This window comes from Burkholderia sp. AU19243 (assembly GCF_018148075.1).
GTDB classification, from domain to species: Bacteria; Pseudomonadota; Gammaproteobacteria; order Burkholderiales; family Burkholderiaceae; genus Burkholderia; species Burkholderia latens_A.
Genome location: NZ_JAGSTV010000005.1, coordinates 391,220 through 417,200 on the forward strand (window position 1 = coordinate 391,220; position 25,981 = coordinate 417,200).

The window sequence follows — 25,981 nt, forward strand, 5'->3', positions numbered from 1 at the left end:
GGGCCGGATCGTCAGCCGTCCATAAAAAGACACCATACCCCAATCAAATTGATTCTGTTCGATTCATTTGTACTTCTCTTCATCTGTTTCATGCTCTGCCGCAAGCGGCGGCGAGTCGTCGCGATTGCCGGCGCGACGCTGTTCTGGCTGATCGCGTCGGGGTGGCTCGCCGCGCCGCTCATCGCGTGGACCGAAGCCGGCGTCACGCCGATCGAGCGGCCCGACATGCATGGGCACACCACGCTCATCATCATCGGCGCCGGCACGCGACGCACCGATGCCGGCTTGCAACCGCCGCGCGACGGTGACGCACGCATCCGCAAAACCGCCGCGCTATATCGCATGTGCCGGCAGCAAGCCGCCCGCTGCACCGTCGTGATGTCGGGCGGCGACCCGCAACATCATGGCGATACCGAGGCGTCCGTCTATGGACGCCGACTGATCGCCGACGGCGTCGCTCCCGGCGACCTCATTCTGGAGCCGAACAGCCGGACGACCCACGAAAATGCGAAATTCACTGCGTCTATACTACGCTCTCAACATGACGACGCGCGCATTCTCGTCACTTCGTCGTACCAGATGCGCCGCGCGTTGCTCAATTTCCGCCGCTTCGGCATCGATCCGCAGCCCGTCTACGCGAATCGCCGACGTGCCGAAACCGGCTGGCTGCCGCGCTGGCACAACCTGGCGGATGCCGACCGCGCGTTGCACGAGCTGATCGGCATCGCGCAATTTCACGTCTACCGATGGCTGGGCTGGTTCTGACCACGACGCCGGAGCGTGAAAGCGCAAACGTTGGCACGACACCGTATGGCATGCGCATGACGGAATACACGGAAGTGTTGCGCGACTTCAACGGGGCCTTGCGCCGCACCGCGTTCCGGTGCACATTGATCCGTCACTTTTGTTACACTCGACACGCACTCGATTGCAGTCGCCAGACAAAACGGCAACATTCGGGTTCATCACCACTTAGCGGAGGTTAAGCAATGAAGAAGACGTCCCTGGCTATTCTGGTCGCGATGTCGGCGCTGACTGGCGCAGCGTATGCGCAAGAGAGCACGCAAATCCAGACCATCACCGACCCGGCGAAGATCGCCGAGATCGAGCAGCGCGCACAAGCACTGCAACAGCAGCAAGCAGCGGAAGCTGCTCAGCCGGCTGCTCAGGAAGAGCACCACCACGGCAAGAAGGCGGCTCACCACAAGGCAGCGAAGAAGGCCGGCAAGAAGGCCGCCAAGGCCGCTCCGGCAGAAGCTGCCAGCCAGTAAGTTCGGCGGCACCGCACACGCGAAAAGCCGAATCCGGGCAACCGGGTTCGGCTTTTTTTGGTTGCGGCGCCTGCGCGCTGTGCTAAAGTCGCGCACCGAAATTTTCCACCCGTGCGCACCCCGGTGCGGAGGACAGCATGAGCAACATTCAACTCGACATCGAGTGGACCGACGCGGCCACTCGCAAGATCAAGCAACTTATGCCGCGCGGCTCGGACGACGCCTTCCTCGCGCTGCCGCCGATCGAGTGCCTGCCGATGGAAGGCGACGTGCTTTTCCTCGGTCCGCAAGGCAAGCAGCAACCATTCATCGTCGCCGAGCGCCAGTATCACCACGACGGCGACGCCGACTGGACGATCATCCTGATTCTCGACGTTCCCAGCGCGTCGCACTGACGCGCCGCAGCGGCCGGGAATGCGCCCGGCCGCGCGCTCTGCGCATATCCGCGCTTCATTGGCGCGAGCTTGCTCGACGTGAGAGCGATCCGCTCTGCCCGCCCCGCATCGTGAGTCGCCGTGGCCGCGGGCAACATCGCTTGCACCACGTGCGCCATTTCCGTCATTCGCGGCCGCTCCGCGCCACACGAATACGACTACGGCACGACGCAATCGGCACGCCGCTGCATGGTCGCCCACAAAAAAATTGCCCACGCTTCAGAAGAAGCGTGGGCAAAAACCGTCGCCCTACGAGGATAGGCGACGGGGCCATCGAGATCCGCGCGTCGCGCGGATCGTCATCGGTTGCGCCGGTGCTCGCGGCCCGGCATTTGAAGACGCGGATACCGTTGATCGGGGCGCTCGCGACGCCCGCCCGACATCTCGCGCCATCCTCCCTGCCTTAACGATTCGAACTTATAAAGCACTTTGCGTGCCAGACGCGTTTTCAGATGCACACCATTGATTCAAAACGATATTTTTTCCTATCGTGACGATGTAACACCGCGTTGGCCGCCGTAACGCGCGGATGTTACGTAACGTCACGCAGGACCCCGAACGTCGGGAACGAATCCCCGCGCAGGCGGACGACGCGAAAAAAAACCCGCCGGGGAGGCGGGTTCTTCCATAAACGGGATCGTTTCGCGATCAGCGGAGTTGATTCACGAGCAGCGCCATGATTTGACGGGCTGGCGACGACGTATCGATCGCACCGGAATCGTCGACGACCGCGACGCGTGTCTGGTCGGGTGTCAACGCCTTGACGTTCACGCGATACTGCTTCGCCTGCTTTTCCTTCTTGCCATGGAACAGCTGGCTCCAGAAGCCCTGCTCAGCCGCGCTCAGATCCTTCGGATCGACATAACGGACGAAATACAGGCCCTTCGTGCGATCGCGATCGTCGACCGTGAAGTTCGCGCGATCGAGCGCGAGGCCGACGTGCAGCCACGAACGGTCGTACGGCTCGCCAAGCGTGACTTCGGACGGCACCGAGGCGGAGTCGACGTCGTTCGCTTGCGAAGACGTACGCGCGACGTTCTGCGCGGCGATTGCCGCAGCCGCAGCCTTCGACGCGTCGGTATCGGCCTTCTTGTCCTTCGGCACCGCGTTGTCCTTGATGTTCGCGATCGGCGGCTCGCCGTTCTTCGCTCGCTGCTCATTTTGTGCGAGCACCGCCATCAGTCGCTTCAGATACTCTGTTTCGAGCGCTGGATCGTTCGGCTTCGCTTCCCACTTGCTCGAATCGTTGCTGGCGCCGGTAAGCGCCTCCCGCATCCCCTTCTGACTGATGAACACGTAGGTGCCGCCGTTCGGCGCCGTATCGAGACGCGTGCGGTACTTGTTGCGCTCGGCGGTCACATACGAGTTGCCCATCGCCTTCGAGATCACGCTGCGGATCAGGCCGTCGTTGATCTGCGGGTGCGTTTCGTTCCAGTCGGTTTCCATCACGCCCTTGTCGCGCTGGTCGACGACGAGCAGAAAGCCCTGTTCCTGCCAGAAACGGCGAACCTGCGGCCAGATGTCGGCGGGCTTCTTGCCGTCGATCACGAGCCAGCTCTCGGTGCCGTCGCGCTGTATGTGCATGCCGGCCACCGCGGGCGCGACGGTGTCCGTGGCGGGGGCCGCCTGCTGGACCTGCTGAAGCGCGGACAGGGAAGTCGCGCCGCCCTGCGGCGGCAGCGAACGCTGATCGGCCGTTTCGTCGAGCATGTTGGGCGGCACTGCGAGCGACGCTTCCTTCGATTTGGAGTCGCTCTTGTAGTCCACTTTCGTGGGCGACGACGTACCGCAACCGGCAACGAGCGCACCGGTGGCGAGCACTGCAGCGAACCGCATGGTAAGACGAAGATCAGTCATGTTCGGGGAATCCTCTTCCGCTAAATCACGGCGCTTTCCGTGGATCAACCTTGCATTTTACCGGGGCCGCGCCGCGATGTGCAAAAAAGCGACGGGCAAGAAAAAACCCGCGTCAGCTTGAACTGACGCGGGTTCTTGTCTGGTCGGGGCGAGAGGATTTGAACCTCCGACCACCTGCACCCCATGCAGGTACGCTACCAGGCTGCGCTACGCCCCGAAAGAAAAAAATTATAACAGACAGTTCACCGGCTGAGAACGGGTCGCATGCATTTTGTACATTCGCCGGCGTAACTTTTTTGATGGCGCGGTGTGATCGATGCGAACGACCGGCGCACTCGCGAATACCGCGTCGCGAAGCGAATGGAGCCGGCCGTTGCGTCGCGGAGCGCTAGCGTGTGCGTGCGCTCGTCGCGTGACAACGTCGATGAGCGCGACGCTTCGTCAGATCGCACGCCGATCGACACGCGGCCAATGTCGCTCAATCAGGAAAAGCGGCGCCGGATGCCGACCGCCGCGACAACCATACCGCAGCACTCGCCCGCCGCTCAGCTGCTGGCGGCATTCGATCAAGTCGTCATGTTCGAGCGCTTGATGATCGCGCAGATCGACAAAACCAAACGAGCGTTTGATCCGACCGCCCCGCGTCCGCGGATCCGTTGTCCCGCCGTGCGCCGCGCCGCCGAGGCCCGGCGCCGACTGTTTGGTTACGCCGCTCTAGCGCGCTATGACACACTGCATGGCATCGACGTCTGCGCCGCGCATTCGCGGTGCGCCGCGTCGATCACGACAAGACATGGAGACAGACGATGCGGAATGCGGTCCGGCGCGGCCATCGCACGCCTTTGGCACTACTCGACAGGATGTCCGGCCTGCGACGCACGGCCGGCCTCGTTTCACTCGGCGCTTCCCGCGCGCTCGGTTGCGCTGCGCTTGCGCTCGGGCTGCTCTGTGCCGGTTGCGCCGAACCGGCCGCGCAGCGGGACGGCAACGCATCGGCTGCGCCGACCCGGATCGAACGCGCCAAAGCGGAACGTCTCGCCCGCGAGCGGCAAATTGCGCGCACCGTGCCGTCGCTCGCGTCGCTCAGCCTCGCGCAACCACGGCCGTACACGCTGCGCGACTCGGGCCAGAGCGGCGCGATGACGTTCCTGCGCGATGTCGATTTCCGCATCGTCGGCAACCTTGGCTTTTTCGTCCATCAATTGTCCGCAACCCTGTTGCCGACCCAGCGCGGCGCGCCGATCGTGTTCGACGATCCGACGAGCTTCGAGATCGACGTGCACGAAGGCACCGTCACGCTCGACGACGCGAAGCTGACCGCGCTCTTCAACACGTACATCTTCGGCTATCGCAACGCGCCGCTACGCAAGCTCGCGGTGTCGGCCGGCGACGGCGTGATTCATCTGCGAGGCGAGATGCAGCGCGACGGCTGGGTGCCGTTCTCGCTGACCGGCACGCTCGCGATCCGCGATGGCAGCCAGCTCGTGTTTCATCCGAGCGCCGTCCGCGTGTCCGGCATCGATGCGCAGCCTGTAATGCGCGCGGCCAATGTAAAGATGGCCGATTTGCTGAAGGTGGAGACGCCGATCGCGCGACTCGCCGGCGACGATCTGGTGATGTCGGTCGACAAGCTGATGCCGCCGCCGCGGCTGAAAATCCGGATTGCCGCGCTGCGCGTGACGCCCGCCGGCCTCGACCTTACGCTCGACGACGGCTCGCACGCCGGCTTCGCGCTCCCGGTGAACGCGTCACAACAGGCGATGTACATCCGTGGCGGCGACGTGAAGTTCATGCGGTCGATGCCGATGAACGCCGATATCCTGATCGGCCCGGTCGATCCGGCAAAGCGCGGCCAGAATTTCGTGTTCGACCTCTATCACTATCGCGATCAGGTATCGGCCGGCTACTTCAATTTCGACGAAAACGGCGCGATGGCGATCCGGATGCCGTCATATGCGGATCCGGCCGGCGGCGCCCCGCTCGGCAATGCGGCCGCTCGTCTGAACGACAGCTTCCTCGCCGCGCAGCAGAGCGCGTTGCGCGACGCGCGTCAGCACTGGGAAGCGTTTGCGGTCGCGGACGGCACGCCACGCTTCGGCATGCAGAAAGTGGCGATGCGCCGCACGTCGACGACGCCGTTCAACGAGCGGCACGTGTCGAACCGCAATCCGACGATCCATCTGCACAACGTGCACTTCAACCTGTCGGGCGACATCGGGTTCCATGTCGAGGATCTCGACGTGCAACTGATCGCGAAGCGGGCTGGCGAACCCGTCGACCTAGACGACCCGAACCAGTACGACATCCGCATTCTTGGCGGATCGGTCGTCGAGTCGTGGAAGGCGATGTCGGCGCTCTTCAACGACTACCTGCTCGACTACTCGCCGCGCTCGCTGAACGACCTGCAACTGAGCGCGGACGGCCAGGACCTGCGCGTGCAGGGCGGCATCAAGCTGTGGAATCACGTGCCCGGCGTGTGGCTGCCGACCGACATGAAGGGCTCGCTGACGGTCCTCGACGATCGCCACCTCGCGTTCAAGCCGTCGCAGGTGTCGGTGCTCGGCATCCCGCAGGCGAAGCTGCTGCGCTCGCTCGGCATCGAGCTCGCGTCGCTGACGCCGCTGCAGCGCCGCGGCGCGGAATTGCGCGGCGACACGCTCGTGCTCGACCAGTACACCGTCTTCCCGCCGCCGGTGCTGAACGGCAAGCTCGACCACGCAATGGTCGAGCGCGACGGGTTGCGCCTCACGTTCCGGCGCGCCGCCGATGCACCGGTGCCGAAGCGGCCGCAGATCGATGCGCCGAGCTACATGTGGATGGAAGGTGGCGACATGAAAATGTTCAACGTGCTGGAGCTGAACGTCCGTGCGCTGATCCGGAATTCGGCCGAAGCCGGCCCGATGCGTTTCGACCTGTACGACTACCGCCGCCAGGTTGCACAGGGCTCGGTGCGGATGCTGCCGGACGGCACGCTGGTCGTCGACATGGGCAAGCCGAACCCGCTCGCGGCACGCTGATCGCGTCAGCCAGCGGACATGAAAATGCCCGGCGGCGCTACGCCTACCGGGCATTTGCTGTTTCGAGCGTCGTGCTCGTTCGCGTTTTCAGTCGTGCTTCAGCCCGTCGATGACGTCGAGGAGCGCCTGCCGCAGCGCGACCACGTCGACCGCCACCCCGGGCCTGGCCACGCCGCGCACGTCGGCGGCCGGCATGCCGGGATCGGCCGGCTCTGCCGCCGCGCGTTCACCGCCCGGCGAATCGAGCCGGTTGCGCGCGCCGTTGATCGTGAACCCCTGTTCGTACAGCAACTCGCGAATCCGCCGGATCAGCAGCACTTCATGGTGCTGGTAATACCTGCGATTGCCGCGCCGCTTCACCGGCCGCAACTGCGTGAATTCCTGTTCCCAGTAACGCAGCACGTGCGGCTTGACCCCGCACAGTTCGCTGACTTCGCCGATCGTGAAGTAGCGCTTCGCGGGAATCGGAGGCAAGACGACTTTCTCAACCGTAGTGGTCATCGTCGGTTAACCGTCGGTAAAGGGTGCGCGGCGGCCGCGCGGAGACGTCGGCGCGCGGACGTTACTCCGCGCCGTTTTCGACCAGCGCCTTCAGCTTCTGGCTCGCGTGGAAGGTTACCACCCGGCGGGCAGCGATCGGAATCGCCTCGCCCGTCTTCGGATTGCGGCCCGGACGCTGCGGCTTGTCGCGCAGCTGGAAATTGCCGAATCCCGACAGCTTGACGCTTTCACCATTTTCGAGCGCGTCGCGGATCACTTCGAAGAACGCCTCGACCATGTCCTTCGCTTCACGCTTGTTCAGCCCGACGCTGTCGAACAACAGCTCCGCCAGCTCCGCCTTCGTCAGCGTTGGCGTCTCGGCGGACGCCGGCGCCGAAGCGTCGCGGTTCATGGCGCTGCGTTGCGCCGTCAGGAGGGCTTCGAATTCACTCGAGGTCATGTCGTTCATATCTGCCATACAGCGCGTTAAACCAAAACTTACGAGGGGAAAAAGCCGCCCGTGAACGGGCGGCCCCTCTCCTTAGCCGCGCAGGCGCGCACCGGCTCGAGCCATACGCTCGACCAGCGTCTGGATCGCCTGATCGACGACCTCGTCCTGTAGCGTGCCGGCCGCGTCCTGCAGCGTCACGCGGAAGGCAAGGCTCTTCTCGTGTGCGGCAAGACCACCGGAAGTATTTGATTTTGCACGAAATTCGTCGAAGAGTACAACCTTCTGAACGAATCGGCACGCGTCCTCGGCCAGCGCCTTCTTCATTTCGTCGAAAAGTGCCTGAACCTCCACCGCCTGATCCACCACGACGGCGATATCGCGCCGCACCGGCGGGAATTTCGACACGTCGGTCGGTGCCGGCAGTGCGCGCGGAATCAGCGCGTCCGCGTCGATTTCGAACATCACCGGCGCGTGCGGCAGCTCGTACTTCTGCATCAGGCGCGGGTGCAATTCGCCGATCCAGCCGACCGCACGGCCATCGAGTTCGATGCGCGCGCTGCGGCCCGGATGGAGGGCCGGATGCGCCGCCTTCACGAAGCGCGCGGCGGCCGGCGCGAGCAGCGCCTCGAGATCGCCCTTCACGTCGAAGAAATCGACTGCGCGGGTTGCCACCCCCCACTGCTCGTCGACCGCCGGGCCGTATGCGAGCGCGCCGACCCGCTTAGGCTGCCTGTAGCCTTCGACGGTCAGCTCGCCGGCCTTCACCGCAGGATCGGCGAGGAACACGCGGCCGGCCTCGAACACGCGCACGCGGTCCGCCCGGCGATTCAGGTTGTGACGCAGCACCGAGATAAGGCTGCCGAACAGCGTCGTGCGCATCACCGACAGCTGGCTCGCGATCGGGTTCAGCAGGCGGATCGGTTTGTCGTTGCCGGCGAAATCGAGCTCCCACTCTGCATCGACGAAGCTGAAGTTGACCGTCTCCGCATAGTCGCGCGCCGCGAGCGCATGGCGGATGTCGTGGATCGAGCGCTGAGTCTCGTTGGTCGCGCGCATCTCGCTCGTCGCGACGGGCGGACGCGCCGGAATCTTCTCGAAGCCGTAAATGCGCGCCACTTCCTCGATCAGGTCTTCCTCGATCTCGATATCGAAGCGGTGCGACGGCGGCGTGACGAGGAATGCGTCGTCATCGCGCTCGAACGGCAGGCCGAGGCGCGTGAAGATGTTCGCGATTTCGTCGGCGTCGATCTTCACGCCGATGATGCGGTTCGCGCGCGACACGCGCATCTTCACCGGCGCGCGCTGCGGCAGGTTGACCGCCTGATCGTCGACCGGGCCGGCCTTGCCGCCGCAGATCTCGAGAATCAGCTGCGTGATGCGCTCGACGTGCTCGACCGTGGTCGCGTAATCGACGCCGCGCTCGAAGCGATGCGCGGCATCGGTCGAGAAGTTGTACTTGCGCGCGCGGCCGCGGATGCTGTCCGGCCACCAGAACGCGGCTTCCAGATAGATGTTGGTCGTATCGAGCGTGACGGCCGTGCTGTCGCCGCCCATGATGCCCGCGAGGCTTTCGACCTGACGGTCGTCCGCGATCACGCCGACCGTTTCGTCAAGTTCGACCGTGTTGCCGTTCAGCAGCTTCAGCGATTCGCCGCGCTTGCCCCAGCGCACTTCGATACCGCCGTGGATCTTGTCCAGGTCGAACACGTGTGACGGACGACCGAGCTCGAACATGACGTAGTTCGAGATGTCGACGAGCGCCGACACGCTGCGCTGGCCCGCCCGTTCGAGGCGCTCGACCATCCACTGCGGCGTTTTCGCGCGCGCGTTCACGCCGCGGATCACGCGGCCGGAGAAGCGGCCGCAGAGATCCGGCGCGGCGATGCGCACCGGCAGCGTCTCATCGAGTTCGACGCGCACCGGACGGATGTCGACCGGGGTCAGCGGCGCGCCGGTGATCGCGGCCGTCTCGCGTGCGATACCGAACACCGACAAGCAGTCGGCCTTGTTCGGCGTCAGCTTGATTTCGAAGATCGTGTCGTCGAGATTGAGCGTGTCGCGGATGTCCTGACCGACCGGCGTGTCTTCCGGCAGGATCAGCAGGCCGCTGTGGTCTTCCGACAGCTTGAGCTCGCGCGCCGAGCACAGCATCCCCTGGCTCTCCACGCCGCGCAGCTTCGACAGCTTGATCGCGAACGGCTTGCCGCCTTCTTCCGCCGGCGGCAGTTCCGCGCCGACCAGCGCGACCGGCACCTTGATGCCTGGCGCGACGTTCGGTGCACCGCACACGATGTTCAGCGTCGCGCCGGTGCCGGCGTCGACCTGGCAGACATTGAGCTTGTCCGCATCCGGATGCTTGACGACTTCGAGCACGCGGCCCACGACGATCTTCGACGTCGGCGGCGCGGCCTTGCTCAGCGATTCGACTTCGAGCCCCGCCATCGTCAGCGCGTGCGACAGCTCGTCGGTCGTCAGCTGCGGGTCGACAAAGGTTCTCAACCAGGATTCAGGGAATTGCATGGATGTCTACGTTCGAAACAGGTTAGATCGACGCGCAGGCCTCGTCTGATCGTGCGACGGAGCGTGCGCGGGCACGTGTGGGCGCGGCGCGTGCGTTATGCGAACTGGCGCAGGAAACGCAGGTCGTTCTCGAAGAACAGCCGCAGATCCTGCACGCCGTAGCGCAGCATCGTCAGGCGCTCGAGGCCGCTGCCGAACGCGAAGCCGATATAGCGCTCGGGATCGAGGCCCATGTTGCGGATCACGGTCGGATGCACCTGCCCCGAGCCGGAAATCTCGAGCCACTTGCCGGCGTTCTTGCCGTGCTCGAACATCATGTCGATCTCGGCCGACGGTTCCGTGAACGGGAAATACGACGGACGGAAGCGCACGAGGATGTCGTCGCGCTCGAAGAATTTCTTCAGGAAATCGGTGTAGACGCCTTTGAGATCGGCAAAGCTGATGTTCTCGTCGATCCACAGCCCCTCGACCTGATTGAACATCGGCGAGTGCGTCGCATCGCTGTCGACGCGATACGTGCGGCCCGGCGCGATCACCTTGATCGGCGGACGGTTCATGCGCGCATAACGCACCTGCATCGGGCTCGTGTGCGTGCGCAGCAGCAGCTGGCGGCCGTCGGCGTCCTTGCCTTCGACGTAGAAGGTGTCCTGCATCGAACGCGCCGGATGGTTCTCCGGGCTGTTCAGCGACGTGAAGTTGTACCAGTCGGTCTCGATTTCGGGACCGTCGGCCACGTCGAAGCCGATCGAGCGGAAAATCTGTTCGACGCGCTCCCACGTGCGCATCACGGGGTGCAGGCTGCCCGCACCGGCGCCGCGGCCCGGCAGCGTGACGTCGATCGCCTCTGCGGCGAGGCGCTGGTTCAAAAGCGCGTCCGCGAGCGCCTGGCGGCGAGCGGTCAGCGCGGCCTCAACCTGCTGCTTCGCGACGTTGATGCGTGCGCCTTCGGTCTTGCGTGCTTCGGGATCGAGCTTGCCGAGGCCCTTGAGCAACTCGGTCAGCGCACCCGACTTGCCGAGAAATCGTGCTTTCTCGTTTTCGAGCGTGGTGATGTCGGCAGCCTGTTCGAAGGACTGCTGCGCGTCGGCGACAATCTGGTCCAGATCCATAGATCCCATCATTTCCAACGTCATTCGGTCTTGGCGAGCGAATCTGCCCGCCAAACAAAAAAGGGGCTCGGAAGAGCCCCGTTTTCGCTGCAGCGGCCGAAACTACCGGAACATCGCTGCAACTAACCACGCAGTGCTAATTTCGCAATTAGGCTGCAACGGCGGCTTTCACCTGCTTGACGATCGCAGCAAAAGCAGCCTTGTCGAACACCGCCATGTCGGCCAGCACCTTACGGTCGAGTTCGATCGACGCCTTCTTCAGGCCGTTGATGAACACGCTGTAGGTCATGTCGTGCTGGCGAACTGCCGCGTTGATACGCGTGATCCACAATGCGCGGAACACACGCTTCTTGTTGCGGCGATCGCGGTACGCGTACTGACCAGCGCGCATCACCGCTTGCTTGGCGATGCGATAGACGTTATTGCGACGGCCGCGATAACCCTTGGCCAGGTTGATGATCTTCTTGTGACGGGCCCGTGCGGTTACCCCACGTTTGACTCGAGGCATGTTTCTCTCCTTTGAGTATCAGTTGAGGGGTTACGCGAACGGCAGCATCGCGCGGACGGAGTTCAGATCGGAATCATGAACTGCCGTTGCGCCGCGCAGGTGACGCTTGTTCTTCGTGGTTTTCTTGGTCAGGATGTGGCGCTTGAAGGCTTGACCGCGCTTGACGGTACCGCCCGGACGCACCACGAAGCGCTTTGCAGCACTCTTCTTGGTCTTCATCTTAGGCATGACGAACAACTCCAGTTTATTAGATGGCGATGGGTGTGCGGTTGGCTTGCGCCCTTGACCCGCCCTTCGAAACCCAGTCCACTTGTGTACGGCGAACCGCTTGCGCAGCCGCCGTCATTGTTGGCGCGCCGCCCTGACCGGGCAGCGCACCGAACCACTATCGAACCTGCGCGACCGGCGCGCGGGCCCGTTACTTCTTTTTCTTCGGCGAGAGCACCATGATCATCTGGCGCCCTTCCATCTTCGGCATCTGCTCGACCTGGCCGACTTCCTCGAGATCCGTGCGCAGACGCTCGAGCATCCGCATGCCGATCTCCTGGTGAGCCATCTCGCGGCCGCGGAAACGCAACGTGATCTTCGTCTTGTCGCCCTCTTCGAGGAAGCGCACGAGGTTGCGAAGCTTGACGTTGTAGTCACCGTCATCGGTACCCGGGCGGAATTTGACTTCCTTCACCTGGATGACCTTCTGCTTCAGCTTCGCTTCGTGCTGCTTCTTGGACTCCTGATACTTGAACTTGCCGTAGTCCATCAGACGGCAGACCGGCGGAACGGCCTGCGGCGCGATTTCGACCAGATCAACGTCCAGCTCTTCCGACTTACGGAAAGCATCAGCGAGTTTTACGATACCGAGCGGTTCGTTCTCGATCCCGACCAGACGCACTTCCGGCGCAGTGATTTCACCGTTGATGCGATGCGACGACTTATCAGTAGCGATGTTACGTTTCCTCTAAAAATTAAAAAAACGAGCCGCGCTGCCAGGGCGGTTACTTGAACGAGCGCAGGTCTTCCTGCAGACGCTCAACGAAGGCTTCGACCGGCATAACGCCAAGATCGACGCCGCCACGGGCACGCACGGCTACCGTTTGCGCATCACGCTCCTTATCGCCCACGACGAGGAGATAAGGCACCTTTTCCAGCGTGTGCTCGCGTATTTTATAGCTAATCTTCTCGTTGCGCAAATCCGCCGCCACTCTAACCCCTTGTTTTTGCAACGTTTGGACCAGAGATTGCGCATATTCGGCCTGACTTTCGGCGATATTGAGCACAATTGCCTGGTACGGCGCGAGCCAGGCCGGCATTGCGCCGGCATGGTGCTCGATCAGAATGCCAAGGAATCGCTCCATCGAACCGACGATCGCACGGTGCAGCATCACCGGCCGGCGGCGGCTGTTGTCTTCCGCGACGTACTCGGCGCCAAGGCGCTCCGGCAGCACCATGTCGAGCTGCAGCGTGCCGCACTGCCACGAGCGGCCGAGCGCGTCCTTGATGTGGTACTCGATCTTCGGGCCATAGAACGCACCCTCGCCCGGCAGTTCTTCCCACGACAGGCCGCACGCCGTGAGCGCGTCGCGCAGGCCCTGCTCGGCGCGATCCCACGTTTCGTCGGTGCCCGCACGCTGCTCGGGGCGCAGCGACAGCTTGATGTCGATGTGCTCGAACCCGAAATCCTTGTACACGCTCATCGCGAGCGTATTGAACGCGATCGATTCGGCGATGAACTGCTCTTCGGTACAGAAAATGTGCGCATCGTCCTGCACGAAGCCGCGCACGCGCATCAGGCCGTGCAGCGCGCCCGATGCCTCGTTGCGGTGGCACGAACCGAATTCCGCGTAGCGCAGCGGCAGGTCGCGGTACGAGCGCAGCCCGTGCTTGAACACCTGAACGTGCCCCGGACAGTTCATCGGCTTGATCGCGTAGTCGCGCTTCTCCGACTCCGTCGTGAACATGTTCTCGCGGTAGTTCTGCCAGTGGCCAGACGCCTCCCACAGCGAGCGGTCCATGATCATCGGCGTCTTGATCTCGAGATACCCGGCTTCGTTCACGCGGCGGCGCATGTACTGTTCGACCTGCTGCCACAGCGCCCAGCCCTTCGGATGCCAGAACACCATGCCCGGCGACTCTTCCTGCATGTGGAACAGGTCGAGCTGCTTGCCGAGCTTGCGGTGGTCGCGCTTCTCCGCTTCCTCGAGCATGTGCAGGTACTGATCCTGATCTTCCTTCTTCGTCCACGCCGTGCCGTAAATGCGCTGCAGCTGCTCGTTCTTCGAGTCGCCGCGCCAGTATGCGCCCGCGACCTTCATCAGCTTGAAGACCTTCAGCTTGCCGGTGGACGGCACGTGCGGGCCGCGGCACAGGTCGGTGAAGCCGCCGTGCGAGTACAGCTTGATTTCGTCGCTTTGCGGAATCGATTCGATGATCTCGGCCTTGTACTTCTCGCCGATGCTGCGGAAATAGCCGGCCGCCTCGTCGCGCGACACGACCCGGCGGGTGACCGGCTCGTCCTTCTTCGCCAGTTCCTGCATGCGCTTTTCGATCTTTTCCAGATCTTCGGGCGTAAACGGACGGTTGTACGAGAAGTCGTAGTAGAAGCCGTTGTCGATCACCGGGCCGATCGTCACCTGCGCATCCGGGTACAGTTCCTTCACCGCATAGGCGAGCAAGTGCGCGGTCGAGTGACGGATGATGTCGAGGCCGTCCGCATCCTTGTCCGTGACGATCGCCAGCGACGCGTCGCGATCGATGACCGTGGACGTGTCGACGAGCTCGCCGTCGAGCTTGCCGCCAAGCGCAGCCTTCGCGAGACCGGGACCGATCGAGGCCGCGACCTCGGCAACTGTCACCGGATGCTCGTATTGTCGAACTGAGCCGTCAGGCAAGCGTATCGAAACCATAGCAATCTCCGTGATGCCGACAGTGGGCGGCAAACCAAGCACGCGATATCAAAGTCACGCGCGAAAATTTCGCGACAAAAAAAATGCGGCCCCGCTTTCGAGGGGCCGCATTCGATACTTCACTCAAACTGAAAGGGCGAAAACGTTCCTCGACTAGCGTCGCTCCGAAAAGGTTTCGGTCAACGTTCGCGGTGTCATAACCGTATTCGCCTTGTTCGCGTTGAGTTATTTACTGCATCAAACACCCGAAACCGGGCGTTCTCAATTCGTTGGTAGGCTCGATTGGACTCGAACCAACGACCCCCACCATGTCAAGGTGGTGCTCTAACCAGCTGAGCTACGAGCCTAGTGAAGCTAAAATTATATGGGTTGACTGCGCACTTGGCAAGCGTTTTTATGCGGCCGCAGCAAAACGGCGATATTCCGGCCCCGTTACTGTGGCCTCACCCTTTCCGTCCGGCCCGTACAACGCCCTGCACTTCGCCCAGCAATGTACACGCACGCTGCACCTGCGCCGAATTCGACACCTCGACCGTGAACTGCATGAATGCCGCGTTGCGGCGGCTCTGCGTCTTCACGCCGACCACGTTCATCTTCTCCCGCGCGAACACTTCGGAGATATCGCGCAGCAAGCCCTGACGGTCGGTCGCCTCGATCATCAGGTCGACCGGGTACACGGACATGCCGCGCCCGCCGAGCACGTCGGCCGACCAGGTCGTCTGCAGCACGCGCTCCGGCGCGCGCTCGGCCATCCGCCGGAACGTGGGGCAGTCGCTGCGGTGGATCGACATGCCCTTGCCACGCGTCACGAAGCCGCTGATCGGGTCGGGCGGCGCCGGACGGCAGCAGCGTGCAAGCTGGGTCAGCAGCGCGTCGACGCCGACCACCAGCACGCCGGTCGATGCGCCGTGCGCGACGCTGGCCCCGCTGCTGCGTTTTTCGAAATCGGCCGGCGCCTCGGGCGCGTGTTCGGGAGGGGGCGCATCCGACAGCGCCTGCTCGACGTTACGCAGGCTGAACTCTTCCTTGCCGACCACCGAGAACAGCTCATCGGGCGACTTGAAGCCGAGCTTCGCTGCGAGGTGGTCGAGGTTGACCGACGTCTTGCCCTCGCGCTGCAGCGTCTTCTCAACGAGCGCGCGGCCGTGCGCGATGTTTTCTTCCTGCTCGATCGAGTTGAACCACGCACGCACTTTCTGGCGCGCACGCGAACTCTTCAGGTAGCCGAGCTGAAGATTCAGCCAGTCGCGCGACGGGCCGCCCTCCTTCACCGCGACAATTTCGACCGTCTGGCCGTTCGCGAGCGGCGTGTTCAGCGGCACCATCACGCCGTCGACGCGCGCCCCGCGGCAGCGGTGGCCAAGCTCGCTGTGCAGGTGATACGCGAAATCGACCGGCGTCGCGCCCTGCGGAAGCGCGATCACGCGCGCCTGCGGCGTGAGCACGTAGATGTGATCGTCGTCGAGCGACGTCTCGCGCAATTGCGCCCATGCCTGGTCGCCCGACACTTCGGCGCCGTCCTCGACGTCGTCCTTCCACGCGAGAAGCTGCCGCAGCCACGCGATCTTCTCGTCGTACTTGTCGCTCGCCGAGAACTGGCCGCCGTAGCCGCGCGCGCCCGCTTCCTTGTAGCGCCAGTGGGCGGCCACGCCGTATTCGGCGAAGCGGTGCATTTCCTGCGTGCGGATCTGCACTTCGAATGCGCGGCCGTCGTCGCCGATCACGACGGTGTGCAGCGACTTGTAGCCGTTCGGTTTCGGACGCGAGATGTAATCGTCGAACTCCTTCGGCACCGGCTGCCACAGGTGATGGACGATGCCGAGCACCGCGTAGCAATCCTTGATGTCCGGCACGATCACGCGGAATGCGCGCACGTCGTACAGCTCGGAGAAGTCGAGTTCCTTGCCACGCATCTTCCGCCAGATGCTGTAGATGTGCTTCGGCCTGCCGCTCACGTCGGCCGGGATGTGCGCCTCCGCGAGCTCGTGCTGCAGCCGGTCGATCGCCTGCGCGACGTACGCCTCGCGCTCGACGCGCTTTTCGTCGAGCAGTTTCGCGATGCGCTTGTAAGTGACCGGATCCTCGAAGCGGAACGCGAGATCCTCGAGTTCCCACTTCAGTTGCCAGATGCCGAGACGGTTCGCGAGCGGCGCGTAGATTTCGAGCGTCTCGCGTGCGACGTCGGGCGGCGGATCGATCTTTGCCGCCGCGTAGTAACGCAGCGACTGCAGCCGCGACGCGAGCCGGATCAGCACGACGCGGATATCCTGCGCGAACGCGAGCAGCATCTTGCGCAGCGCCTCGATCTGCGTGCGCCGCTCCTGCGCGGCGTCGCGCCCTGCGTCGGGCATCGCGTTCTGCGCGCGCAGGCTGACGGTGCCGAGCCGCAGCAGCTTGCGCACGTCGGCGACGAGCCGCGCGACCTCTTCGCCGAACCGTTCGGTCAGCTCGCGCCCGGGATCGCTCAGGTGCGGCGTCAGCACGAACAGCGCGGCCGCCTGCATCGCGTGCGGATCGACGTTCAGCGTGCGCATGATCGACGCGGTGCCGGCCGAGTGGTCGGCGAGCAGCTCGCCCGACGACAGCCGCGCGTCGCCGGCCCGTTCGCGCACGAACGCGAGCACATCGTCGAACGACGGCGTCGCGACGGAGGAAGCGGAAACGGACTCGGTCATCGCACGGCCTGGCGTATTGCGGTCATCGTGATGCTTCGCTCAGCTCCGCTGGGCCGCAACGACGACGATCTCGACGAGCAGCGCCGGATCCGCGAGCTTCGCCTCGACCGTGGCGCGCGGCGGCGTGTTGCCCGGCGCGACCCACGCGTCCCATTCGGCGTTCATGCCCTCGAAGTTCGCGAGATCCGAGATGTAGATCTGCACCGACAGCAGATGCGCCTTGTCGCTGTTCGCTTCGGCAAGCAGGCGGTCGATATGGCCGAGCACTTCGCGCGTCTGGCCGCGGATGTCCTGCGTGGTGTCTTCGGCGATCTGGCCGGCCAGATACACGGTACCGTTGTGGATCGCGGTTTCGGAGAGACGTGCTCCGACGTGGTGACGAATGACTGCCATGGAAATTTCCGGTCGTATGGATGAGTGACGATTCGGCGGTGACGCGGCCCGCGTGCCGCCGAACCGCATATTATGACGCGTTTATGCGTTGCCTTCGACGAAAAACCGGCGCGCGAGCGCGATCTGGTCCGCGCTGACGAACGCCGGCGCGTGGCCGGCACCCGCGATTTCGGCCTGCGTCACGTGACGGCCGCGACGCACCATCTCGGCCGCCGTGTCGCGCGACAACAGGTCGGAGCTTTCACCGCGCACGACCAGCACCGACGCCTCCGTCGTCTCGATCGCGCGCCATAACGCGGCCTCGCCGAGCGCGGCGAGCTCCGGCGTCGTCGCCTTGAACGGCTCGGCAATGCGCGGATCGTAGCGCATCGTCCAGCCGCCGTCGGGCAGCTCGCGCAGCAAGGGCCCGTTGATCTCGCGCCATTCGTCGGCGTTCAACGCGCCGAACGGCAACGACAGCGACGTCAGGTAGTCGACGCCCTCCTGCTCGGTCGCGAAGCGCGGTTGGACACCGAGGTATTCGCCGATGCGCGCGAGCGATTCCGGCTCAATGCGCGGGCCGACGTCGTTGACGATCATCCGGCGCAGCGGCGCACCGCGCAGCCCGGAGAACGCCATGCCAATCAGTCCGCCCATCGACGTGCCAAACCAGTCAACCGATTCGACGTCGAGCCGGGCAATCAGCGTCACCATGTCGGCGACGTATTGCGGAATCGCATACAACCGCGGATCGGCGAGCCAGTCCGACTGGCCGCGCCCGACGACGTCCGGACAAACGACCCGATACGTATCGGACAGCGCGGCGGCCAGCCGGTCGAAATCGCGCGCGGAGCGTGTCAGGCCGTGCACGCAGACCAGCACGCGCGGATTCGCGGGGTCGCCCCACTCGGTATAGGCGACGTGGTGAAGTCCGGCGGCGCTCGCACACTGCACGCGTCGTTGACGGGGAACCGGAAGGGTCGCTGAGGTCGTGGGCATCGTTGGCATCCTGTGGAACGGTGACGGCGCGGCGGGCCGCGCTTGCATCCGACGAGCCGCCTGATGCAAACGATTGTAAACCGCTTCATCACGACGGGGCGTCACGCGGCCGCCGGCCTGCGGCGCACCCCTCGTTCGCAACGGCCCGTGCGTCGCCGCGCTACGAGCCGCGCAACTGCTCGCGCAGGAAATCGACGAACGACCTCACGCGCAACGGCACGTGACGGCTGCCGGGATAGACCGCATGCAGCGGTGCCGCTTGCACCGCGAATGCCGGGAGCACGCGCACGAGCCGGCCGGCATCGAGATCCGCGCCGACGTCCCAGATCGACTTCAGCGCAATGCCCGCCCCCTCGAGCGCGAGCGTGCGCGCGGCACCGCCGTCATTCGTCAGCAGCGCCGCCGTCACGTCGACGGCGACCGTGCCGTCGGCGCCGTCGAACCGCCACTCGGTGCGCGGCTGATCGCCCATCACGATGCACCGGTGCGCACGCAGTTCCGCCGGGTGAGCCGGCTGCCCGTGCGCGACCACGTAGCCCGGCGCCGCGCACAGCACGCGATGATTCGGCGCGAGCTCGCGCGCGATCATCGACGAATCGGCGAGGCTGCCGATCCGCACGGCGACGTCGATCTCCTGCGCGAGCAGGTCGACGATCGTGTCGGTCAGCATCAGATGCACGACCAATTCCGGATGCCGCCGCTGAAACGCCGCGACGAGCGGCGCGATCCGCAGCCGGCCCAGTTCGCCCGGCGCAGTCACGCGCAGCACGCCGCCGACCGTGCCGCGGCGATCGCTCATCAGCGTTTCGGCGCGATCGACCTCGGCCAGGATGCGCAGCACCTGCGCGTGAAACTGCGCACCGTCGTCGGTCAGCGTCTGCTGCCGGGTCGTCCGGTGCAGCAGTCGCACGCCCAGTCGGGACTCGAGATGCGCGAGCCGCTTGCTCACGACGGACAGCGACAGGTCGAGCTCGCGCGCGGCCGCAGACAGGCTGCCGGCCGACACGATTCTCGCGAAGGTGTCGAGGGCGGGGAGATCGTCGATCAGCATCGCGACACTCGGCTCGGCTCACCCTTTCCTTTTTTCGAATAATTCATTCGCTTTTTGCCCGTATTCCGATCAAGAACGGAAACCTACCATACCTGCTCCGCGTCGTCCCACGATGCGTCATACAGGACTCTTCAGCCATGCCGATTCGCCTTTCTTCAGTCGCTCGTCCGCTCGCCCGCGCAATCGCCGCCGCAGCCTGCGTGGCCGCGCTGTCGCCCGTCGCCTCGCACGCCGCCGAACTCGTCGAGCCCCACGGCCTGACCGTCGCGACCGACGTGCCGGCCGCGCAGGCGCGGGCGCAGATTCTCGCCGCGCGCCGTTACGGCACGTTCTGGGATACCGGCGATGCGGCCCTCGCGCGCGCGGCGCTCGCCCCCGACTTCATCGACCGCACGTTGCCGGCAGGGCGCGCGCAGGGCGTATCGGGCCCCATTGCGGCATCCGGAACGATGCGTGCGGCGGTCCCGGACCTGCGTTGCGATATCGAACAGATGATCGTCGCCGGCGACCGCGTCGTCGTGCATCTGCACTTTCGCGGCCATTTCACCGGCACGTTCAATGGCGCGGCCGGCCACGGGCAAACGGTCGACTTCATCGCGACCGACATCTATCGGATCGATCACGGCCGGATCGCGGAAAACTGGCATATCGAGGACAACCTGACGCTGATGCGCCAGCTCGGGCTCGTCGGCTGACGGAGGAAACGATGACCTACATCGACAACGATCCTTCCGCGCCAAAGCCGGGCCGCCGCACGTTTCTCGCGCAAGCCGGCGCGGGGGTGGCCGCGGGTATCGCGATGGCCGCAGGCGCGTCGCACTCGGCTGTCGCCGCGCCGTTACCGGGCGCCGCTGCAACGGACACCGGCCGGTTCTGGCCCGACGACACACGGCTCGCGATTTCGATCTCGATGCAATTCGAGGCTGGCGGCCAACCAGCGAAGGGTGCGGATAGCCCGTTTCCGCCCGTCGAATTCCCGGCGTCGGTGCCGGTTGACCTCGCGTCGGCCACGTGGTTTGCGTACGGCTACCGGGAAGGCATTCCGCGGCTGCTCGATCTGTGGGACCGGCACGGCGTGAAAGTGACGTCGCACATGATCGGCGAAGCCGCCCGGCGGCATCCCGAACTGGCACGCGAGATCGTGTCGCGCGGCCACGAAGCGGCCGCGCACGGACCCACATGGCGATCGCAATTCGCGATGAACCGCGATGACGAACGGCGCTTTCTCACGGAAGCCCGCGACATGGTCGAAGCGGTGACGGGGCAACGGCCGATCGGCTACAACTGCAACTGGCTGCGGCGCGGGCCACACACGCTGCCGCTGCTACAGGAGCTCGGATACGTGTACCACATCGACGACGTCAGCCGCGACGAGCCCTTCATCGAGACCGTCGGCGGTCGCGATTTCGCGGTCGTGCCATACACGCTGCGCAACAACGACATCCTGCTGATCGAAGGCCGCAACTACTCGCCAACGATGTTTCTCGAACAGATCAAGCTCGATTTCGATCAGTTGTACGCGGAAGCCGGGCAGCGCCGCAGATTGATGTCGATCAGCGCGCACGACCGAATCAGCGGCACACCGCAGATGGTGCGCGCATGGGACGCATTCCTGCGCTACGCGCGCTCGCATCCGGGCGTGGCGTTCATGCGCAAGGACGACATCGCGCGCTTTGCATTGCGCAGCCGGTCGACGCTCCGCGAAGCGGAAACGATCTGACCGGATTCCACCTACTTCTTCATTACGGGAGCACCATCATGGACGATCCGCTACATGGAAAGAAAGTACTGGTCATCGGCGGCACCTCGGGTATCGGCGCCGCGGCCGCGACAGCATTCGCACAGCGTGGCGCTGTCGTGACGGTCGCATCGCGCGATCCGGCGAAGGCCGGCGCAGACATCGGTAGATACGGGCAGGTGCGTGCCGAAGCGCTCGACATTACCGATACGGCCGCCGTCGAAGCATTCTGCGCGCGCGCCGGACAGTTCGACCATGTCGTGATCTCGGCCGCGCAGACCGCCACCGGCCCGCTCCGCTCGCTGCCGCTCGCGGACGCGCAGGCTGCGATGGACAGCAAGTTCTGGGGCGCATACCGTATCGCGCGCTCGATCGATATCGCAGCCGGAGGCTCGCTGATGTTCGTATCGGGTTATCTCAGCGTGCGGCCGAGTGCGTCGTCGGTACTGCAAGGCGCGATCAATGCGGCACTGGAAGCGCTTGCACGCGGCCTTGCGCTGGAACTGGCGCCGGTGCGCGTGAATACCGTTTCGCCGGGCCTGATCGCGACGCCGCTGTGGGACAAGCTTGCCCCCGACGCGCGCGACGCGATGTATGCGAACGCTGCACAGCGCCTTCCGGCGCGCCGCGTGGGCCAGCCTGAGGACGTCGCGAATGCGATCGTTTATCTGGCAGCCACGCGTTATGCAACGGGCTCGACGGTGTTGGTCGATGGCGGCGGCGCGATTGCGTGACGCGCGGTCATGGCAAAACGCCCCGCGTTCCGTCAGGAACACGGGGCGTCGGGCGCCGTGCGCAACAGCGTCGCTTACGCGACCGCGCTGAGGTCGAGCGGTGCGCCCGTTTTTGCCTGGATCTCTTCCGCGCTCACGCCGTCGGCGAGCTCGAGCACCTTGAGCCCATCCGGCGTCACTTCGATCACGCCCAGATCCGTGATGATCAGGTCGACCACGCCGACACCCGTCAGCGGCAGATTGCATTCGTCGAGGATCTTGTGCTGGTCGCCCTTCGCGACGTGCTCCATCAGCACGACGACGCGCTTCACGCCCGCGACGAGGTCCATCGCGCCGCCCATCCCCTTGATCATCTTGCCCGGGATCATCCAGTTCGCGAGGTCGCCCTTTTTGCTGACCTGCATCGCGCCGAGGATCGCGAGATTGATGTGGCCGCCGCGAATCATCGCGAACGAATCGGCCGACGAGAAGATCGACGAGCCGGGCAGCGTCGTGACGGTCTGCTTGCCGGCGTTGATCAGGTCGGCGTCGACTTCGTCCTCGGTCGGCGACGGGCCGATGCCGAGCAAACCGTTCTCCGACTGCAGCCACACTTCGACGCCCGCCGGCACGTGGTTGGCAACGAGCGTCGGCAAGCCGATGCCGAGATTCACGTAGAAGCCGTCTTGCAGTTCCTTCGCCGCGCGCGCGGCCATCTGGTCACGATTCCACGCCATGTCAGTCTCCTTTCGCGCGTACGACGCGTTGTTCGATGCGTTTTTCCGGCGTCGCGTTCAGCACGATACGCTGCACGAAGATGCCCGGCGTATGGACCTGGTCCGGATCGAGCTCTCCGTTCTCGACGATCTCCTCGACCTCCGCCACGGTGATCTTGCCGGCCATCGCGCACATCGGGTTGAAGTTGCGTGCGGTGCGGCGATAGATCAGGTTGCCGGACTTGTCGGCCTTCCACGCCTTCACGAGCGCGACGTCGGCCGTCAGCGACGGCTCCAGCACGTAGTGGCGATCGCCGAACTGGCGCGTTTCCTTGCCTTCCGCGATCACGGTGCCGTAGCCGGTGTTCGTGAAGAACGCGGGAATGCCCGCGCCGCCTGCACGCAGCTTCTCGGCGAGTGTGCCCTGCGGCGTGAATTCGAGCTCGAGTTCGCCGGCCAGATACTGGCGCTCAAACTCCTTGTTCTCGCCGACGTACGACGAGATCATCTTCTTGATCTGGCGCGTTTCCAGCAGCAGGCCGAGACCGAAGCCGTCGACGCCCGCGTTGTTGCTGATGCAGGTAATGCCCTTGACGCCGGAATCGCGCAACGCCGCGATCAGCGCCTCGGGAATCCCGCACAGGCCGAAACCGCCCACCGCGAAGGTCTGTCCGTCGCGGACGATCCCTTCCAGCGCGGCGGCCGCGCTTGGATAGACTTTGTTCATCTGTATGTCCCTTCCTCTATGGAAACCAGCGAAACCGGTTCACGCGCCCACTGGGCAGCACGCCCGCCGCATCATTCTATGCATGCGCGGCGATAGCTGCGTCGTAGCGCGCTGTTTTTATATCGCGACAAACCGCCGCGAGATGCCTGAAAGGGTACGATGCGGCGAGGATGCGGCACAATACGCAAAAATACATAAGCGTTTGCCTACGCTTGCCCGCGCCATGCCCGCTCTCGATTACCAGACAGCCTTTCACCTCGCGCCGCTCGGCCTCGTGATGTCGCGCGACCGCGTGATCGAGGATTGCAACGACGCGCTCGCGGCAATCTTCCGCTGCGCGCGGGCCGACCTGATCGGCAAGTCGTACGAGGTGCTCTACCCGTCACCGGACGAGTTCCAGCGCATCGGCGAGCGCATCACGCGCGTGATGATCGCGAACGGCACCTATGCCGACGACAGAATCATGAAGCGGGCCGACGGCGAACTGTTCTGGTGCCACGTGACGGGCCGCGCGCTCGATCGCACCGCGCCGCTCGCGGCCGGCGTCTGGACGTTCGAGGATCTGAGTGCGACACGCCGGGTCGCCGTCGAGCTGACGCCGCGCGAACGCGAGATCGCCGCACAGCTCGCGACCGGCAAAACCAGCAAGCAAATCGGACGCGTGCTCGACATCAGCTCGCGCACCGTCGACATCTATCGCGCACGGCTGATGCGCAAGTACGGCACGAACAACACGCCGGAGTTGCTGCAGCGCCTGCTCGGCCAATAAAGGCCGCGCGCAATGACAATCGGCCGCGTGACGCGGCCGATTCCGGAGATCGGGAAATGGCGACTCTCGGGCGCGCGGGCGCCCGGTTCGGCGCGACGGCGCTCAGTCGACCTTCGCCGCGAGCGCGCGCTCGATCGTGTCGCGAAGCAGTTGCGGCAGCGGCACAGACTTGCCGAGCGCATAGTCGACCCACACGCAGCGCGCATTGCCGCGCGCATAGACATGATGCGGGTCGTCCGCACGGGTGAGTTCGAATCCGGTATCGAAACTGCTGCGGCCAGGCTTCGCGGCCGACATTCTCGCGATCACGTCGCCCGGATAGTGCAGCTGCTTCAGGAATTCCATCGACGCCGTGACGATCACGGGCCCCTGCCCCTCGCCGTTGCCGCCCGCGATGCCGAGTTCCTCGAACCACGAAATCCGCGCCTGTTCCATGTACCGGAAATAGACGGTGTTGTTCACATGGCCGAACGCGTCCATGTCGCCCCAGCGGATCGGCATCGACATTTCAAATACGGGGGAATATTCGCTCATTGCAGTCTTCTTCGTTGCTGAGGGTCAGCCGCTCATGCGAGGCCGAAGCCGTCGTCGGCGGAGATAATCGAGCCATTGATGAACTGCGACTCGTCGGCCGCGAGCAGCAACAACAGCCCGTCGAGATCCTGCGGCTTGCCGACGCGCCGGCGCGGCAGCATCGACTGCAGCTTCTGGCCCTGTTCGGTTTCCCACAGGTAATGATTGATTTCGGTATCGATATAGCCCGGACAGATCGCGTTCACGTTGATCCCGTGGCGGCCCCATTCGAGCGCCATCGCACGCGTCATCTGCACGACCGCCGCCTTGCTCATCGCATACAGCCCGATCTGCGGAAACACGCGCAGGCCGGCGACCGACGCGATGTTGATGATCCGGTACGGCGGCTTGCCGTTGCCGTTCGCGCGCATCATCATCCGTTTCGCGACTTCCTGCGCGACGAAAAACGCACCGCGCGTGTTGGTGTCGAACACGAATTCGAAATCGGCCGGCGTCACGTCGACGAGCTTCTGCATCGTCGACACGCCCGAATTGTTGACGAGGATGTCGATGGTGCCAGCTTCCGTCTCCGCGTGCGCAATGGCCGCCTTGATGCTCTGCACGTCGGTGACGTCGAGCGACACGACGTGCGCGGCGCCGCCCGCCGCCTCGATCTCCGCACGCAGCTCCTTCAGACGCTCGACGCGGCGGCTCGCGAGCACGACTTTCGCGCCTGCCTGTGACAGCACTTGCGCGAAGCGCTGCCCGAGGCCGCTCGAGGCGCCCGTGACCAGCGCGACCTTGCCTTCCAGGTTGATCGATCGACCCATTGCACATCCCCTTTCGATGTCGTTTCGCCGCCGCGGGCACGCAGCCCGTGCAGCATAACCCTAGCACAAAAAATAGAACGATCGTGCTAATCTGTTCGCATGCTGTTGCGGCAAGCGTTTCGTTTCGCAGACAATACGCTCCCGAATAAAAGCATTCTAACGGTTAGAGGAACGCCAATGACCCCCGCAAGCCTCATCGAGCAATACGGCCCGCGCGAATCGATGGAATACGACGTCGTGATCGTCGGCGGCGGCCCCGCCGGGCTGTCGGCGGCGATCCGGCTCAAGCAGCTGGCCGCCGAGAAAGGCGCCGAGATCGGCGTGTGCGTGC

At 64.5% G+C, this 25,981-nt stretch carries 26 protein-coding genes and 2 tRNA genes; 9 read left to right on the forward strand and 19 right to left on the reverse strand.

Features of this window, described 5'->3' with window-relative positions:
• Positions 1-48 precede the first annotated feature (48 nt).
• The 3 genes from KDW55_RS13070 (at position 49) to KDW55_RS13080 (ending at position 1,666) form a co-directional block, all read left to right on the forward strand.
• On the forward strand, positions 49-765 hold the full coding sequence (locus tag KDW55_RS13070; protein WP_059544272.1) for a YdcF family protein: 717 nt from the start codon (positions 49-51) through the stop codon (positions 763-765).
• Between the two features lie 224 nt (positions 766-989).
• Positions 990-1,271: a hypothetical protein gene (locus KDW55_RS13075; RefSeq protein WP_040144039.1), complete on the forward strand. Its 282-nt coding sequence runs from the start codon at positions 990-992 to the stop codon at positions 1,269-1,271.
• A gap of 137 nt (positions 1,272-1,408) precedes the next feature.
• Positions 1,409-1,666 carry a hypothetical protein gene (locus tag KDW55_RS13080; protein ID WP_009691224.1) on the forward strand — a complete coding sequence of 86 codons (258 nt, stop codon included), beginning with the start codon at positions 1,409-1,411 and terminating at the stop codon, positions 1,664-1,666.
• Between the two features lie 687 nt (positions 1,667-2,353).
• Here the strand turns inward: KDW55_RS13080 and bamC are convergent.
• Positions 2,354-3,562, reverse strand: coding sequence for an outer membrane protein assembly factor BamC (bamC, locus tag KDW55_RS13085; RefSeq protein ID WP_040144038.1), 1,209 nt, complete (start codon positions 3,560-3,562; stop codon positions 2,354-2,356).
• A gap of 140 nt (positions 3,563-3,702) precedes the next feature.
• Positions 3,703-3,779, reverse strand: a tRNA-Pro gene (locus tag KDW55_RS13090).
• Between the two features lie 589 nt (positions 3,780-4,368).
• Between KDW55_RS13090 and KDW55_RS13095 the strand changes: the two genes are divergently transcribed.
• Positions 4,369-6,579, forward strand: a complete 2,211-nt coding sequence (locus tag KDW55_RS13095) for a hypothetical protein (protein WP_212161756.1) — start codon at positions 4,369-4,371, stop codon at positions 6,577-6,579.
• 87 nt (positions 6,580-6,666) lie between these two features.
• On the opposite strand, the gene KDW55_RS13100 is transcribed toward KDW55_RS13095, so the two are convergent.
• From KDW55_RS13100 to KDW55_RS13160, 13 genes are all read right to left on the reverse strand, one after another.
• Positions 6,667-7,080, reverse strand: coding sequence for a MerR family transcriptional regulator (locus tag KDW55_RS13100; RefSeq protein ID WP_040144037.1), 414 nt, complete (start codon positions 7,078-7,080; stop codon positions 6,667-6,669).
• A gap of 61 nt (positions 7,081-7,141) precedes the next feature.
• Positions 7,142-7,528: an integration host factor subunit alpha gene (locus tag KDW55_RS13105; protein WP_040144036.1), complete on the reverse strand. Its 387-nt coding sequence runs from the start codon at positions 7,526-7,528 to the stop codon at positions 7,142-7,144.
• Positions 7,529-7,600: 72 nt separating this feature from the next.
• A complete protein-coding gene (gene pheT / locus KDW55_RS13110) occupies positions 7,601-10,030 on the reverse strand; it encodes a phenylalanine--tRNA ligase subunit beta (RefSeq protein WP_212161755.1) in 2,430 nt (809 codons plus the stop codon).
• Positions 10,031-10,125: 95 nt separating this feature from the next.
• Positions 10,126-11,139, reverse strand: a complete 1,014-nt coding sequence (gene pheS, locus KDW55_RS13115; protein WP_006753318.1) for a phenylalanine--tRNA ligase subunit alpha — start codon at positions 11,137-11,139, stop codon at positions 10,126-10,128.
• Positions 11,140-11,287: 148 nt separating this feature from the next.
• Positions 11,288-11,647: a 50S ribosomal protein L20 gene (gene rplT / locus KDW55_RS13120; protein ID WP_004192938.1), complete on the reverse strand. Its 360-nt coding sequence runs from the start codon at positions 11,645-11,647 to the stop codon at positions 11,288-11,290.
• A gap of 30 nt (positions 11,648-11,677) precedes the next feature.
• A complete protein-coding gene (gene rpmI / locus KDW55_RS13125; protein ID WP_004191477.1) occupies positions 11,678-11,875 on the reverse strand; it encodes a 50S ribosomal protein L35 in 198 nt (65 codons plus the stop codon).
• 190 nt (positions 11,876-12,065) lie between these two features.
• Positions 12,066-12,590 carry a translation initiation factor IF-3 gene (infC, locus tag KDW55_RS13130; protein WP_071734130.1) on the reverse strand — a complete coding sequence of 175 codons (525 nt, stop codon included), beginning with the start codon at positions 12,588-12,590 and terminating at the stop codon, positions 12,066-12,068.
• A gap of 49 nt (positions 12,591-12,639) precedes the next feature.
• Positions 12,640-14,547: a threonine--tRNA ligase gene (thrS, locus tag KDW55_RS13135; protein ID WP_069241318.1), complete on the reverse strand. Its 1,908-nt coding sequence runs from the start codon at positions 14,545-14,547 to the stop codon at positions 12,640-12,642.
• Between the two features lie 270 nt (positions 14,548-14,817).
• Positions 14,818-14,894: transfer RNA gene (locus tag KDW55_RS13140), tRNA-Val, on the reverse strand.
• 96 nt (positions 14,895-14,990) lie between these two features.
• Positions 14,991-17,222, reverse strand: coding sequence for a bifunctional (p)ppGpp synthetase/guanosine-3',5'-bis(diphosphate) 3'-pyrophosphohydrolase (locus KDW55_RS13145; RefSeq protein WP_040144033.1), 2,232 nt, complete (start codon positions 17,220-17,222; stop codon positions 14,991-14,993).
• Positions 17,223-17,261: 39 nt separating this feature from the next.
• Complete coding sequence (locus tag KDW55_RS13150; RefSeq protein WP_006486103.1) at positions 17,262-17,615, reverse strand: RidA family protein; 354 nt, start codon at positions 17,613-17,615, stop codon at positions 17,262-17,264.
• A gap of 81 nt (positions 17,616-17,696) precedes the next feature.
• Positions 17,697-18,593, reverse strand: coding sequence for an alpha/beta hydrolase (locus KDW55_RS13155; protein ID WP_212161754.1), 897 nt, complete (start codon positions 18,591-18,593; stop codon positions 17,697-17,699).
• A 160-nt stretch (positions 18,594-18,753) separates the two neighbouring features.
• Entirely contained in the window at positions 18,754-19,644 is an 891-nt protein-coding gene (locus KDW55_RS13160; protein ID WP_212161753.1) for a LysR family transcriptional regulator, read from the reverse strand.
• A 137-nt stretch (positions 19,645-19,781) separates the two neighbouring features.
• Between KDW55_RS13160 and KDW55_RS13165 the strand changes: the two genes are divergently transcribed.
• From KDW55_RS13165 to KDW55_RS13175, 3 genes are read left to right on the forward strand one after another with little or no spacing between them, the layout of a single operon-like run.
• The gene (locus KDW55_RS13165) at positions 19,782-20,339 is read left to right on the forward strand and encodes an ester cyclase (protein WP_040144030.1); all 558 of its coding nucleotides are present in this window, start codon (positions 19,782-19,784) and stop codon (positions 20,337-20,339) included.
• A gap of 11 nt (positions 20,340-20,350) precedes the next feature.
• The gene (locus tag KDW55_RS13170; RefSeq protein ID WP_212161752.1) at positions 20,351-21,364 is read left to right on the forward strand and encodes a polysaccharide deacetylase family protein; all 1,014 of its coding nucleotides are present in this window, start codon (positions 20,351-20,353) and stop codon (positions 21,362-21,364) included.
• Between the two features lie 38 nt (positions 21,365-21,402).
• Entirely contained in the window at positions 21,403-22,116 is a 714-nt protein-coding gene (locus KDW55_RS13175; RefSeq protein WP_212161751.1) for an SDR family oxidoreductase, read from the forward strand.
• Positions 22,117-22,190: 74 nt separating this feature from the next.
• Here the strand turns inward: KDW55_RS13175 and KDW55_RS13180 are convergent, their stop codons facing one another.
• Both KDW55_RS13180 and KDW55_RS13185 read right to left on the reverse strand, forming a co-directional pair.
• A complete protein-coding gene (locus tag KDW55_RS13180; protein WP_040144027.1) occupies positions 22,191-22,832 on the reverse strand; it encodes a CoA transferase subunit B in 642 nt (213 codons plus the stop codon).
• Position 22,833: 1 nt separating this feature from the next.
• The gene (locus KDW55_RS13185; protein ID WP_040144026.1) at positions 22,834-23,538 is read right to left on the reverse strand and encodes a CoA transferase subunit A; all 705 of its coding nucleotides are present in this window, start codon (positions 23,536-23,538) and stop codon (positions 22,834-22,836) included.
• 223 nt (positions 23,539-23,761) lie between these two features.
• Between KDW55_RS13185 and KDW55_RS13190 the strand changes: the two genes are divergently transcribed.
• Positions 23,762-24,307, forward strand: coding sequence for a LuxR C-terminal-related transcriptional regulator (locus KDW55_RS13190; protein WP_040144025.1), 546 nt, complete (start codon positions 23,762-23,764; stop codon positions 24,305-24,307).
• Between the two features lie 102 nt (positions 24,308-24,409).
• Here KDW55_RS13190 and KDW55_RS13195 read toward each other — a convergent pair whose 3' ends face one another.
• A complete protein-coding gene (locus tag KDW55_RS13195; RefSeq protein WP_040144024.1) occupies positions 24,410-24,841 on the reverse strand; it encodes a thioesterase family protein in 432 nt (143 codons plus the stop codon).
• A gap of 32 nt (positions 24,842-24,873) precedes the next feature.
• A complete protein-coding gene (locus tag KDW55_RS13200; protein ID WP_040144023.1) occupies positions 24,874-25,650 on the reverse strand; it encodes an SDR family oxidoreductase in 777 nt (258 codons plus the stop codon).
• Positions 25,651-25,755: 105 nt separating this feature from the next.
• Between KDW55_RS13200 and KDW55_RS13205 the strand changes: the two genes are divergently transcribed.
• Positions 25,756-25,981: FAD-binding protein (locus KDW55_RS13205; RefSeq protein WP_226223384.1), on the forward strand; the 226-nt coding region annotated here is incomplete at its 3' end.

Bases quoted from the DNA above. Each gene is read 5' to 3' on its own strand.
- KDW55_RS13170 (WP_212161752.1), top strand. From the start codon at position 20,351: ATGACCTACATCGACAACGATCCTTCCGCGCCAAAGCCGGGCCGCCGC.
- KDW55_RS13150 (WP_006486103.1), bottom strand. From the start codon at position 17,615: ATGGCAGTCATTCGTCACCACGTCGGAGCACGTCTCTCCGAAACCGCG.
- pheS (WP_006753318.1), bottom strand. From the start codon at position 11,139: ATGGATCTGGACCAGATTGTCGCCGACGCGCAGCAGTCCTTCGAACAG.
- bamC (WP_040144038.1), bottom strand. From the start codon at position 3,562: ATGACTGATCTTCGTCTTACCATGCGGTTCGCTGCAGTGCTCGCCACC.
- rplT (WP_004192938.1), bottom strand. From the start codon at position 11,647: ATGCCTCGAGTCAAACGTGGGGTAACCGCACGGGCCCGTCACAAGAAG.
- KDW55_RS13180 (WP_040144027.1), bottom strand. From the start codon at position 22,832: ATGGCGTGGAATCGTGACCAGATGGCCGCGCGCGCGGCGAAGGAACTG.
- KDW55_RS13100 (WP_040144037.1), bottom strand. From the start codon at position 7,080: ATGACCACTACGGTTGAGAAAGTCGTCTTGCCTCCGATTCCCGCGAAG.
- KDW55_RS13145 (WP_040144033.1), bottom strand. From the start codon at position 17,222: ATGACCGAGTCCGTTTCCGCTTCCTCCGTCGCGACGCCGTCGTTCGAC.
- KDW55_RS13185 (WP_040144026.1), bottom strand. From the start codon at position 23,538: ATGAACAAAGTCTATCCAAGCGCGGCCGCCGCGCTGGAAGGGATCGTC.
- KDW55_RS13095 (WP_212161756.1), top strand. From the start codon at position 4,369: ATGCGGAATGCGGTCCGGCGCGGCCATCGCACGCCTTTGGCACTACTC.
- KDW55_RS13155 (WP_212161754.1), bottom strand. From the start codon at position 18,593: ATGCCCACGACCTCAGCGACCCTTCCGGTTCCCCGTCAACGACGCGTG.
- rpmI (WP_004191477.1), bottom strand. From the start codon at position 11,875: ATGCCTAAGATGAAGACCAAGAAGAGTGCTGCAAAGCGCTTCGTGGTG.
- KDW55_RS13075 (WP_040144039.1), top strand. From the start codon at position 990: ATGAAGAAGACGTCCCTGGCTATTCTGGTCGCGATGTCGGCGCTGACT.
- pheT (WP_212161755.1), bottom strand. From the start codon at position 10,030: ATGCAATTCCCTGAATCCTGGTTGAGAACCTTTGTCGACCCGCAGCTG.
- thrS (WP_069241318.1), bottom strand. From the start codon at position 14,547: ATGGTTTCGATACGCTTGCCTGACGGCTCAGTTCGACAATACGAGCAT.
- KDW55_RS13160 (WP_212161753.1), bottom strand. From the start codon at position 19,644: ATGCTGATCGACGATCTCCCCGCCCTCGACACCTTCGCGAGAATCGTG.
- KDW55_RS13190 (WP_040144025.1), top strand. From the start codon at position 23,762: ATGCCCGCTCTCGATTACCAGACAGCCTTTCACCTCGCGCCGCTCGGC.
- KDW55_RS13080 (WP_009691224.1), top strand. From the start codon at position 1,409: ATGAGCAACATTCAACTCGACATCGAGTGGACCGACGCGGCCACTCGC.
- KDW55_RS13175 (WP_212161751.1), top strand. From the start codon at position 21,403: ATGGACGATCCGCTACATGGAAAGAAAGTACTGGTCATCGGCGGCACC.
- KDW55_RS13105 (WP_040144036.1), bottom strand. From the start codon at position 7,528: ATGAACGACATGACCTCGAGTGAATTCGAAGCCCTCCTGACGGCGCAA.
- KDW55_RS13165 (WP_040144030.1), top strand. From the start codon at position 19,782: ATGCCGATTCGCCTTTCTTCAGTCGCTCGTCCGCTCGCCCGCGCAATC.
- KDW55_RS13195 (WP_040144024.1), bottom strand. From the start codon at position 24,841: ATGAGCGAATATTCCCCCGTATTTGAAATGTCGATGCCGATCCGCTGG.
- KDW55_RS13200 (WP_040144023.1), bottom strand. From the start codon at position 25,650: ATGGGTCGATCGATCAACCTGGAAGGCAAGGTCGCGCTGGTCACGGGC.